Raw genomic sequence first — 12053 nt, forward strand, 5'->3', positions numbered from 1 at the left:
GCAAGGCAGGTGCCAAGCCTTGAACTGCCAATCTCCCCCCTAGAGAGGGAGATGTCCGGCAGGACAGAGGGGGGCGCCGTAGAGCGCGATATCGGAAAGACAGCGGAGGCCGAAATGCCTGACCGTTCCTTCCTCAACTGGCCCTTCTTCGAAGACCGCCATCGCCAGCTGGCCGATCGCCTCGAAACCTGGTGTGCAAAAAACCTGCCGGTCGATCATCACGATGTCGATGCGGCCTGCCGCGAATTGGTGGCCAGGCTCGGCAAGGACGGCTGGTTGAAGCCGACGGCGCTCGATACCGAAAATCCGGGACCACTCGATGTCCGGAGCTTGTGCATCACCCGCGAAACGCTGGCGCGCCATGACGGGCTCGCCGATTTCGCCTTCGCCATGCAGGGGCTCGGCACCGGCGCGCTCAGCCTGTTCGGCACGCCGGAACAGCAGCGATGGCTGGCGAAGACACGGGCCGGCAAGGCAATATCCGCCTTCGCCCTGTCGGAGCCGCGCTCGGGCTCGGATGTCGCCAACACCGAGATGACGGCGACCCGCGACGGCGACGATTATGTTCTCACCGGCGAGAAGACCTGGATCTCCAATGGCGGCATTGCCGATCTCTATGTGGTCTTTGCCCGCACCGGCGAGGCGCCGGGCGCCAAAGGGCTTTCCGCCTTCCTCGTGCCTGGCGACGCCAAGGGGCTCGGCATTGCCGAGCGGCTGGAAGTGATCGCGCCGCATCCGCTGGCGCGGCTTTCCTTCGACCAGGTCCGGTTGCCCGCCTCGGCGCTGATCGGCAAGCCTGGCGATGGGTTCCGCATCGCCATGTCGGTGCTTGACGTATTCCGCTCGACCGTCGGCGCGGCGGCGCTCGGCTTCGCCCGCCGCGCGCTGGACGAGAGCATCAAACGGGTAGCCGAGCGCAAGCTGTTCGGGGCACCCATGGCCGAGCTGCAGATGGTGCAAGGCCATATCGCCGACATGGCGCTCGACGTCGATGCGGCTGCCCTTCTGGTCTACCGCGCCGCCTGGACCAAGGACATGGGCGCCGCGCGGGTAACGCGCGAGGCGGCGATAGCCAAGCTGTTCGCCACCGACAAGGCGCAGGAGGTGATCGACAAGGCGGTGCAGTTGCATGGCGGCGACGGCGTGCGCAAGGGCCACATCATCGAGAGCCTGTATCGCGAGATCCGCGCGCTGCGCATCTACGAGGGTGCATCCGACGTGCAGAAAGTGGTGATCGCGCGGCAGGTGATGGGCGCGGCCTGAAACAGGTCGCGTCGACGGACTGGATTGTTTTCGAACGCGGATATTGCGGACCCGATATTGGACAGACGGAGAGTTGAGATGCACGAGATCCTGCAGCCGGAAGGCTGGGCAAAACCGGTCGGCTACGCCAATGGCGTGGCGGCGCGCGGGCGTCTCATCTTCGTCGGTGGACAGGTCGGCTGGAACGGACAGTGCCAGTTCGAAACCGACGACTTTGTCGGCCAGGTGAAGCAGACGCTGGAAAACGTCGTGGCGGTGCTGGCGGAGGCTGGCGCTACGCCGCAACATATCACTTCGATGACCTGGTATTTCATCGACAAGGCCGAGTATCTGGCCAACCTCAAAGGGCTAGGCGAAGCCTATCGCGCGGTGATCGGCCGGCATTTTCCGGCAATGGCCGCCATGCAGGTGATGGCGCTGGTCGAGAATCGCGCCAAGATAGAAATCCAGGCAACCGCCGTTATCCCGGAGTAAACGCCTATCGCTTCGTCATCAACTCTGGGGAATTGATGACGAAATTGGGGAGCACAGCTGCTACTCGCGAAGCCCGGCCCGCCTCAGCAGCGGCAGCACGTGATCGCAGAAATAGGGCAGCTCCTGCGTGTAGTTGACGAAGGACAACGCGATGCCCTGGTAGCCATGGCCGGCAATGGCGGCCATCTCCGCAGCAATTGATTCCGGCGTTCCAACCAAGGGGTAGGTGCCGGCGCCGCCGGCAAAGCGCTGGCGGTAGCGGTCGTAGGCGTGCGGGTCGTGCGACTGCGAGAATTCCTTCTTGCCGGCCATATGGGCATCGACCGCCTCATGGTCGGCCATCGTGACGGCATAGCTGTTATAATAGGCCTGCGCCTCCTCCATGGTCGGGCGGCAGACGACATGCGCCACGGTGTAGACGCCGACATCGCGGCCAGCCTTGTCGGCCCGTTCACGGATGTCGGCGACATGCTTGCCGGCATCGCCCATCTCGGAAAAGGTCGTGAACAGATAGTCGCAATGGGCGGCGGCGAAATCGCGGCCCGGGCCGCCGAAAGCGGCATTCATGGTCACCGGGCGCGGCACCTGCAGGCTGGCTGGCCGGCTGACCGCTTCCTTCAGGCGATAATAGATGCCTTCATAGTCGAGTGGTTCGTTCGAGGCATAAAGCCGCTCCAGTATCTCAATCCATTCCGCGGCCTGCTCATAGCCCTTTTCCACCAGCGGCGTGCCGAACATGCCGAATTCCTTCGGGTTCCAGCCGCAGACGATGTTGAGACCGGCGCGGCCCTGACTGATATGGTCGACCGTCGCCAGCGCCTTGGCGGCATAAAGCGGATGCACCAGCGGCACGTGCACGGTCATGAACAGGCCGATCTGCTCGGTGGCGACGCCAAGGGCCGCCGCCCAGGTGAAGGTCTCGAACGACCATTCGCGCACGTTGTTGCGGCCGCCAAAACCGCGCCAGCGCGCGATGGGCAGCATGAACTCGAGCCCGGCGCGGTCGGCGATCTGGGCCGCTGTCAGATTGTCCTGCCAGCTTGCCGTCCAGCGTTCCGGCACGTCGGTGATGGCAAGGCCGCCATCGGCATTGGTCGAAAAGACGCCGAGTTTCAGTTTGTTTTGGCCGTGCAGGGGATGGGCTTTGATCACCTAGGGAACTCGCGGCGGGAGACCACGCAGACTAGGCCCGCGCGAAAATATTTCAAGCCTGAAATAGCTTCGCCTTGCCATCGTTTGCGGATATGGATTGGGCAGCACAAAAAGGGGATCGGCATGAGCGAATTCCGCCAGAAATGCATCGGCAAGACGAGGCTCGTCGGCTCGTTCGCCGCCATTCCCCATCCCGTCGCGGTCGAGGTGATGGCGCTCGCCGGCCTCGACTTCGTCTGCATCGACTGGGAGCATGCGCAGATTTCGCGCGACACGATCGAGGCCATGGTGCGCGCGGCCGACGTTCACCGCGTGCCGGCGATGGTGCGCGTTCCCGGCCATGCGCCGGAAGCCATCCAGGCCGCACTCGACAGCGGCGCGCAAGGCGTGCTGGTGCCGCGCGTTTCGACATCAGCCCAGGCGGCGATGGCGGTGAAGGCCTCGCGTTATCCGCCGCTGGGCGAGCGCGGCGTCGGGCCCGGCCGGGCCGCCGGCTACGGCTATCGCATTCCCGAATATCTTGCCGGCGCCAATGAGCGGATCGTCGTCGCGGTGCAGGTCGAGACATCGGAGGGGCTCGCCAGTATCGAAGCGATCGCGGCCATCGATGGCGTCGACATGATCTTCGTCGGTCCCGGCGATCTCTCGGTGTCGATCGATGCGGTGGGACCGAAAGGCGCGGACAAGCTCAACGAGGCGATCGGCACGATCATCGGCGCTACGATCGCGCACGGCAGGACCGCAGGCATATTCTGCGCCAGCCCACAGAGTATCGGCCGATGGGCAGCCATCGGAGCGAGCTTCTTCGTGCTGGCCAGCGACACGATGTTTCTCGGTGCCGGCGCCGCGGCCAACTGTGCTGCCGCGCGCGTCGAACTGGCGCAAAACGGGCGCAGCTATGCAAAAGAGACGTATCGTTAAGGCAACAGGCCGGTCAAACTTTTTAAGCTTAAAACTTTCGCCTTGAAAAGCGCCCCACTTTGGATAAGCATTCGAAGTCGATGGTGGCTGCCGTGCCGAGGAGGTTGCCGGCCAGTCCGTGATGATGCTTAGGGTGGAGGGGTTCAGTCCTTGTCGTTCGTGCTGCCCCAGTCATCGTCCAGCGCGCGCTATGTTTTCGATGGTGTGCGCGCCCAGATCCGCGACCTTCATACCGAGAACATCGCCAACCTCGCGGTGCGCGCACGCGAACTGGGCGATGTCATCGCGCTCTGGTACGGCGAAGGCGACATGGTGACACCGGCCTTTATCCGTGACGCCGCAAAGGCGGCGTTCGATGAAGGCCTGACCTTCTACGTTCCCAATATGCGCGGCCATGGCCCGTTGAATGAAGCGCTGTCGGAATACCAGACGCGCATCCATGGCCGGCCGATCCCGATCCCACGCACCACCGTCACGCCGGGCGGGATGCAGGCGCTGTATCTTGCCCTGGAACTGCTGGTCGATACCGGCACCAACGTGGTCTATGTCGCGCCGCAATGGCCCAACATCCACAACGCCATCCACCTGATCGGCGGCGAACCGCGGCCGTTCTCGCTCGATTTCAAGGGCGACTGGCACCTCGATCTCGACCGGCTGTTCGCCACCTGCGACGCGCGCACCCGCGCCATCTTCCTGTCGACGCCGTCCAATCCGACCGGCTGGACCGCATCGCGCGCGGAAATGCAGGCGCTGCTCGACTTCAGCCGGCGCACCGGCATCTGGATCATATCAGACGAGGTCTATGGCCGGCTCTATTTCGATGGCGACGTCGCGCCCTCCATCCTGCCGATCGCCGAGGACGGCGACCGCGTGCTGTCGGTCAACAGCTTTTCGAAAGCCTGGGCAATGACCGGCTGGCGCATTGGCTGGCTGACCCATCCATCGGGTGTCGCCGACCAGCTGGGCGCCATGACCCAGTACATCAACAGCGGCACCGCCGCCCCGATTCAGGCCGGCGCGGTTGCCGCCATCCGCCAGGGCGAGCCGCTGGTCGAGAAGATCCGGCAGCGAATCAGGACCGGCCTCGATCTTGCTTATGACCGGCTGGCACGGATTCCGGGCATCATCCTGCCGGGGAAACCGCGCGGCGGCATGTATGCGTTCTTTGCGATCGAGGGCGAAAGTGATGCCCGGCAGGCCTGCGCCAGGATCCTCGAAACAGCGCGGGTCGGTCTGGCGCCCGGCCATTTGTTCGGAAGCTCCTCGGCGGCATTCCTGCGCATGTGCGTCTGCCGCGATCGCGACCAGATAGCGACCGCGCTCGACCGCATGGTCGTCGCCATGAATTGACGCCCCGCTGGGAGGTGGGACGGCAAGAAACCGTGCGGGGCCAGCCCCGCCCGATCAACAACCAGAGGGGACACCCCAGAGGGAACACCAATGAAGCTCACCCGTCGCAATCTTATCCTGTTCGCCGCCGCCATCGGCATCGCCGCCGGCCCGGCCACCGCCTATGCCGCAGATGTGCTCAATGTCGGTGCCTACCCGACCAACCCGCCCTTCGAATACAAGAACGAGAGCGGCACCTTCGAAGGCTTTGAAGTCGACATCGTCAACGAGGCAGCCAAGCGCGTCGGCATGACAACCGACATCGCCGATCTCGGCTTCCAGGCGCTGTTCGCCGCCACCACGTCGAAGCGCATCGATGTCGCCATCTCGTCGATCACCATCACGCCGGAGCGGATGAAGTCGCAGTCCTTCACGCAGCCCTATTATGATTCCGACATGGGCATCGCGACGAAGACCGACAGCCCGATCAACGCCGAGGCCGACCTCAAGGGCAAGATCGTCGGCGTGCTGTCCGGCTCGACCGGCGAGACCTGGGTCAAGGCACATCAGGAGGCCGACGGCTTCAGCGACGTGAAGGGCTATGACACGCAGCAGAACCTTCTGCTCGATCTCAGCGCCGGCCGCATCGATGCCGCCGTCAGCGACATTCCGGGCATGCAGTACTCCTTCACCAAGATGAAGGACCTGACCGTCAAGCAGCGCATCAAGACCGGCGAGCAGTACGGCCTGATGATGACCAAGGACCACCCGCTGCTCGGCAAGCTGAACGATGCGCTGAGCGCGATGAAGAAGGACGGCACGCTGGCAGCGATCCACAAGAAGTGGTTTGGCAGCGACGCGCCGGCGGACTCTTCGACGGTCAAGGAAATGCCGCTGCCGAAGGCTTGAGCGGACCGGCAAAAAAGGAGCCGTGCCGGCTTTGCAGGCCGGCACGGTTCATTTCATGCATTCCTTCCCGGAACCGCAGGTCGGTGCAGAAACCGATTTGATGTTCCGGGCCTTGCTCCATCTCCTTGTTTCGACGCAATTCCGGACGAAAAACCGTCTCGCACTTTTCCTGGAATTGCTCCGGCGTCACGGGACGCAAAACGGTTCGGGAACGCTCCCATGTCGCTGATCGACACCTTCTTCAACGCCGATGTCATTGCGTCCAGCCTGCCGGCGCTGCTGCGCGGCTTCCTGAACACGCTGCTGCTCGGCCTGCTCAGCATCGGCATCGGCATTCCCATAGGCCTTGTGATCAGCCTGCTGCGGCTCTACGCGCCGAAGCCGCTGCGCTGGCTGGCGGTCGGCTATACCGACATTTTCCGGGCCTTGCCGGTGCTGGTCGTGCTGATCCTGATCTATTACGCGCTGCCCTTCCTTGGCATCCGGCTTTCGTCCTGGGCGTCCGCCGTGACGGCATTCGCCATCATCATGTCGGCCTATTCGGCGGAAGTGTTCCGGTCCGGCATAGAGAGCATTCCGCGCGGCCAGTTCGAGGCGTCGCAGGCGCTCGGCCTGCCGTTCCTCTTGACCTTGCGCAAGGTGGTGCTGCCGCAGGCGGTGCGCGTGGTCATCCCGCCGATGACCAGCAACTGTGTCTCGATGTTCAAGGACACTTCGCTCGCCTCGACCGTGGCGCTGCCGGAGCTCTTGAAGGAAGCGACCAACGCGCAATCGCTCTACGCCAACCCCTCGCCACTGATTGGCGCCGCGCTCGTCTATCTTATCTTCCTCTGGCCGATGGTGCGCCTCGTCAGCCTGCTCGAGCGCCGCTTCAAGACCGAAAAGTCGCGCTGATCGCCCCAATCCCGTCTGCAAAAACATTTCGCAGGAGACAACCTTGAGCAATTCCCAATCCGCCGGCGGCGGCTTTCCCGTCGACACCATCCGCGCGATGTTCCCGGCATTGCAAAGAGCTGGCGACTTCATCTTCCTGGACAACGCCGCCGGCGCGCAGATCCCGCAAAGCGTGCTCGACGCGGTTACCAACCACCTGGTTTCGCATAATGTGCAGCGCGGCGGCCGCTATGGCCGCAGCGTCAGCGTCGACCAGTCGGTCGCCGATGCGCGGACAAGCGTTGCGTTGCTGATCAATGCCTACAGCCCGGCGGAAATCTGCTTCGGCATGAACGCGACTTCGTTCATCCGTCTCGTCAGCCTGGGCATCGGCCAGATGCTGCAGGAGCGCGACGAGATTGTCGTCACCGACATGGACCATGACGCCAACATCGCCACCTGGTTGGCGCTGGAATCCGCCGGCGCAAAGTTCAAGTGGTGGCGCATGCGCGAGGACGGCAACCTGCATGTCGACGACCTCAAGCCGCTGGTTTCCGATCGCACCCGCCTTGTCGCCTGCACGGTGACGGCGCATTCGATCGGCTCGATTGTCGATGTCGCCTCGGTGGCCAAGATCGCCCACGCCGCCGGCGCCGAGGTGTTCCTCGACAGCGTGCATTACGGGCCGCATGGGCTGATCGACGTCCAGGCCTGGGACTGCGATTATCTCGTCTGCTCGGGTTACAAGAATTTCTCGCCGCATATGGGCTTCCTGTGGGGCCGCTTCGAGACGCTGAAGCGGCTACCGACCTTCCGCGAGGATTTCATTCCGGACGAACCGCCCTACAAGGTCGAGGCCGGAACGTTCATCTACGAGAACGTCTCCGGGATGGACGCGGCCGTGCAGTATCTGGAACTGATCGGACGCAACCTTGCGCCCTCGAACAACCGCTCGCGGCGCGAAAACATCGTCGCCGGCATGGGCGCCATCCGCGACTATGAATTGGTGTTGGCGCGCGAAATGCTCGCCGTGCTCAAGGGCTGCGGCGCAACCATCTATGGCGTTGCCGACGAGGCCCGCATCAACGAACGCGTGCCGACCTTCTGCTTCAACGTCGGCAAGCTGTCACCGCAGCGAATCGTCGAGGAAATGGCCGACATGCAGATCGGCATCCGCGATGGGCACATGTACGCGCCACGGCTGATGAAGCGCCTCAACCTGTCGATGGACAGCGGCGCCATCCGCGCCTCGCTGGTCCATTACAACACGGTCGAGGAGATCCACCGTTTCGGCGAGGCGCTGCGCGCCATCATCGCCAAGTTGTCGTAACCGACTGATCACAGCGGGAGGCCAAGGCGTTTCGAGATTCAGGTCAGGCCGAGTCGAGAGTGGCGGATTCCGAGAACCGGAGCGGAGCGTACTTAAGTACGTGAGCACCGGAAGCGCAGGAAGCTGCCATTCGCAGGCCGGCCTCACCTGAATATCGACACGCCGACTCAGGCAGCCTTCTTCTTCGCCAGCCTCGCCTTGATCGAGGCCACGTCGGCGCGCGGGGTCGCGGCGAACAGGGTCTTGGTGTAGCTGTGCTTGGGGTCGGCGAAGACCTCTTCGCGCGATCCATATTCGACCGCCTCGCCCAGATACATCACCATGACATCGTCGGCGATGTAGCGCACGACGGACAGGTCGTGGCTGATGAAGACATAGGTCAGCTGGAATTCGTCCTGCAGGTCGGCGAGCAGGTTGAGCACCTGCGCCTGCACCGACAGGTCGAGCGCCGAGACCGGCTCGTCCAGCACCAGCAGGCTCGGATTCAGCATCAGCGCGCGGGCAATGGCGATGCGCTGGCGCTGGCCGCCCGAGAACATGTGCGGATAGCGGTTGTAGTGCTCGTGACCGAGACCGACCTTCTTCAGCATCTTCATGGCGAGGTCGCGCCGGTCCGCCGCCGATCTGTCGGTGTTGATCAGCAGCGGCTCGCCCAGCACGTCGCCGATCTTCTGGCGCGGATTGAGAGAGCCGTAAGGATTCTGGAAGACGATCTGCACCTTGCGGCGCATCTCCCTGGTCAGACCGCCCCTGGCGATGTCGACCTTCTTACCGTCGATGAACAGCTCGCCCGCTGTCGCCGGATCGATCAGGGTGATAATGCGGGCAAGCGTCGACTTGCCGCTGCCGCTTTCGCCGACAATGGCCAGCGTCTTGCCCTTGTCCACGTTGAAGGAGACGCCCTTGACCGCATGCACGGTGCGCGGTCCGGTGAACAGGCCGCCGCCGACATGGTAGTCGCGCACGATGTTCTTGCCCTCGACAACCCTGGTCATGCTCTGGCTCCCGACGGCGCCGGCTCGAACATCACCTCGGAGACGGTCGGCAGCCGGTCACCGACGGCGTTTTCCGGCAGCGCCGACAGCAGCGCGCGCGTGTAATTGCTTTTCGGCGATTCGAACAGCGACAGCACGTCGGCCTCTTCCATCTTGCGGCCCTTGTACTGGACGATGACGCGGTCGGCGGTCTCGGCCACCACGCCCATATTGTGGGTGATCATGATCAGACCCATGCCGTATTTGGCCTGCAGCGAGACCAGCAGGTCCAGGATCTGCTTCTGAATGGTGACGTCGAGCGCGGTGGTCGGCTCGTCCGCGATCAGAAGCTTCGGATTGCAGGCAATGGCGATTGCGATCATGATGCGCTGGCACTGGCCGCCCGACATCTGATGCGGGAAGGAACTCAACCGCAATTCCGGATCGGCGATGCCGACCAGCTTCATAAGTTCGATGGCGCGTGCGCGGCGCTGGGCGCGGTCCATGCCCATGTGGAAGCGCAGCACCTCCTCGATCTGGAAACCGGCGGTGAAGCACGGGTTGAGGCTGGCGATCGGCTCCTGGAAGATCATCGAGATGTCCTTGCCGATGATCTTGCGCCGCTCGGACGGGCTGAGCTTCAGCAGGTCGACGCCATCGAAGGCCATGCGGTCTGCCTTGACCGTTGCCGTGTTGGGAAGAAGCCCCATCACGGCCAGCATCGACACCGATTTGCCCGAACCGGATTCGCCGACAATCGCCAGCACTTCGCGTGGCTCGATCGAAAGGTCGATGCCTTGCACGGCCATGAACGGGCCGGCGGCGGTGTCGAAGGAAACGGTGAGGTTCTTGATCTCGAGCAGTGACATGCTCACGACCTCTTCAGCTTGGGGTCGAGCGCGTCGCGCAGGCCGTCGCCGATCAGGTTGATGGCAAAGACGGTGATGAGGATGGCGAGGCCCGGAAAGGTCACCACCCACCAGGCGCGCAGGATGAACTCGCGCGCTTCGGCGAGCATGGTGCCCCATTCGGGTGTCGGTGGCTGCGCGCCCATACCGAGGAAGCCAAGCGCGGCCGCCTCGAGGATGGCATTGGAGAAGGACAAAGTCGCCTGCACGATCAGCGGCGCAATGCAGTTGGGCAGGATGGTGACCAGCATCAGCCTGAGATGGCTGGCGCCGGCGACCTTGGCCGAGATCACATACTCACGGTTCTTCTCCGCCATCACGGCGGCGCGGGTGAGCCGGGCGAAATGCGGCTGCAGCACGAAGGCGATGGCGATCATGGCATTGACGAGGCCGGGGCCAAGCACCGCGACCAGCACCAGTGCCAGAAGCAGTGACGGGAAGGCCAGGATGATGTCCATGACGCGCATGATCAACGTATCGACCCAGCCGCGGCAATAGCCGGCAAGCAGACCGAGGATGACGCCGGAGATCAGCGCCGTGGTGACGACGACGAAGCCGATGGCAAGCGAGAAGCGCGAACCGTAGACCAGGCGCGAAAGGATGTCGCGGCCGACGGCGTCGGTGCCAAGCAGGAACTGGGCGTTGCCGCCCGCCTGCCAGGCCGGCGGCGTCAGGAAGAAATCGCGGAACTGGTCGTCCGGTGAATGCGGCGCGAGCAGCGGCGCGAAGATGGCGATCAGGATCAGCAGCGCGAAGACGACGAGACCTATCACCGCGCCCTTGTTGATGGAGAAGTAATGCCAGAACTCGGCGAACATCTGCAGCCGCGCGTCCTGCGGTCTGACGACGGTCGCGGCTTCGATAGTGGCTGGGCCTTCATTGGTCATGTCAATTCGCCCGTATGCGCGGGTTGATGACGGCGTAGAGCACGTCGACGATGAGATTCACCGACATGACGATCAGCGCGATCAAAAGCAACCCGCCCTGCACGGTGAAATAGTCGCGCTTGGAAATGGCGTCGATCATCCATTTGCCGATGCCAGGCCAGGAGAAGATGCTCTCGGTCAGGATGGCGCCGGTGAGCAGCGTGCCGACCTGGAGGCCGATGGTGGTGACGACCGGGATCAGCGCGTTGCGAAAGGCATGCAGGCCGATGACGCGGCGTGGCGCCAGGCCCTTGGCGCGCGCGGTGCGCACATAATCTTCACCCAGCACCTCGAGCATCGCCGAGCGCGTCTGCCGGGCGATGACGGCGAGCGGTATAGTGCCGAGCACGATGGTGGGCAGGATCAGGTGCGACAGCGCCGAGCGGAAGGCGCCTTTCTGTTCGGAAATCAGGGAATCGATGGTCATGAAGCCGGTCACCGGCTTGAAGAAGTAGAGCAGGTCGATGCGGCCGGAGACCGGCGTCCAGTGCAGCATGCCGGAGAAGACGATGATCAGCAGCAACCCCCACCAGAAGATCGGCATGGAGTAGCCCGCAAGGGCCGTGCCCATGGTCAGCTGGTCGAACCAGGAGCCACGGCGGATCGCGGCGAAGATGCCGAAGGCGACACCGAAGACGATGGCAAAGATCATGGCGAAGATGGCGAGTTCGACGGTCGCCGGGAACCGCACCAGGAAATCCTTGAGCACCGGCGTCTTGGTGGAGAACGAGGTGCCGAAATCACCGCTGAGAATGTTGGTCAGATAGGTCAGATATTGTTGCCAGATCGGCTGGTCGAAACCGAACTGGTGCATCAGCGCCGTGTGACGTTCGGGCGACAGGCCACGTTCGCCCGCAAGCACCAGCACCGGATCACCGGGCAGGATGCGCACGAAGCCGAAAGCGAGGATGGTTATCCCGATGAAGGTCGGGATGATGAGGGCGAGCTTGCCGAGGATATAACGCAGCATGGCGGGCGAGGTGGGGCGGCACCC

At 63.6% G+C, this 12053-nt stretch carries 12 protein-coding genes; 7 read left to right on the forward strand and 5 right to left on the reverse strand.

Annotation, left to right across the window (positions count from 1 at the left end):
- Positions 1–114 precede the first annotated feature (114 nt).
- Positions 115–1263 carry an acyl-CoA dehydrogenase family protein gene (locus FJ930_RS24910; RefSeq protein WP_141840501.1) on the forward strand — a complete coding sequence of 383 codons (1149 nt, stop codon included), beginning with the start codon at positions 115–117 and terminating at the stop codon, positions 1261–1263.
- Positions 1264–1341: 78 nt separating this feature from the next.
- The gene (locus FJ930_RS24915) at positions 1342–1737 is read left to right on the forward strand and encodes a RidA family protein (RefSeq protein WP_141840502.1); all 396 of its coding nucleotides are present in this window, start codon (positions 1342–1344) and stop codon (positions 1735–1737) included.
- 60 nt (positions 1738–1797) lie between these two features.
- Here FJ930_RS24915 and FJ930_RS24920 read toward each other — a convergent pair whose 3' ends face one another.
- Positions 1798–2889 (reverse strand): LLM class flavin-dependent oxidoreductase, encoded by a 1092-nt coding sequence (locus FJ930_RS24920; protein WP_141840503.1) that lies wholly within the window; start codon positions 2887–2889, stop codon positions 1798–1800.
- 123 nt (positions 2890–3012) lie between these two features.
- Between FJ930_RS24920 and FJ930_RS24925 the strand changes: the two genes are divergently transcribed.
- The 5 genes from FJ930_RS24925 (at position 3013) to FJ930_RS24950 (ending at position 8251) form a co-directional block, all read left to right on the forward strand.
- Positions 3013–3810, forward strand: a complete 798-nt coding sequence (locus FJ930_RS24925; RefSeq protein WP_141840504.1) for an HpcH/HpaI aldolase/citrate lyase family protein — start codon at positions 3013–3015, stop codon at positions 3808–3810.
- 159 nt (positions 3811–3969) lie between these two features.
- Complete coding sequence (locus FJ930_RS24930) at positions 3970–5160, forward strand: pyridoxal phosphate-dependent aminotransferase (RefSeq protein ID WP_246677018.1); 1191 nt, start codon at positions 3970–3972, stop codon at positions 5158–5160.
- Between the two features lie 90 nt (positions 5161–5250).
- Positions 5251–6048 (forward strand): ABC transporter substrate-binding protein, encoded by a 798-nt coding sequence (locus tag FJ930_RS24935; RefSeq protein WP_141840506.1) that lies wholly within the window; start codon positions 5251–5253, stop codon positions 6046–6048.
- Positions 6049–6267: 219 nt separating this feature from the next.
- Positions 6268–6942: an amino acid ABC transporter permease gene (locus FJ930_RS24945; protein ID WP_140744567.1), complete on the forward strand. Its 675-nt coding sequence runs from the start codon at positions 6268–6270 to the stop codon at positions 6940–6942.
- A 43-nt stretch (positions 6943–6985) separates the two neighbouring features.
- Positions 6986–8251, forward strand: coding sequence for a cysteine desulfurase-like protein (locus tag FJ930_RS24950; protein ID WP_141840508.1), 1266 nt, complete (start codon positions 6986–6988; stop codon positions 8249–8251).
- Between the two features lie 167 nt (positions 8252–8418).
- On the opposite strand, the gene FJ930_RS24955 is transcribed toward FJ930_RS24950, so the two are convergent.
- The 4 genes from FJ930_RS24955 to FJ930_RS24970 all read right to left on the reverse strand — a co-directional run bounded on the left by FJ930_RS24955 (position 8419) and on the right by FJ930_RS24970 (position 12029).
- Entirely contained in the window at positions 8419–9246 is an 828-nt protein-coding gene (locus FJ930_RS24955) for a dipeptide ABC transporter ATP-binding protein (RefSeq protein WP_140744571.1), read from the reverse strand.
- A complete protein-coding gene (locus FJ930_RS24960; protein ID WP_141840547.1) occupies positions 9243–10094 on the reverse strand; it encodes an ABC transporter ATP-binding protein in 852 nt (283 codons plus the stop codon). The genes FJ930_RS24955 and FJ930_RS24960 overlap by 4 nt, the downstream gene beginning before the upstream one ends.
- Before the next feature lie 2 nt (positions 10095–10096).
- On the reverse strand, positions 10097–10951 hold the full coding sequence (locus FJ930_RS24965) for an ABC transporter permease subunit (protein WP_210240615.1): 855 nt from the start codon (positions 10949–10951) through the stop codon (positions 10097–10099).
- A gap of 70 nt (positions 10952–11021) precedes the next feature.
- Entirely contained in the window at positions 11022–12029 is a 1008-nt protein-coding gene (locus FJ930_RS24970) for an ABC transporter permease subunit (RefSeq protein ID WP_140744573.1), read from the reverse strand.
- Between the last annotated feature and the right edge of the window lie 24 nt (positions 12030–12053).

The organism is Mesorhizobium sp. B2-4-15, assembly GCF_006658505.1.
Taxonomy (GTDB): Bacteria; Pseudomonadota; Alphaproteobacteria; order Rhizobiales; family Rhizobiaceae; genus Mesorhizobium.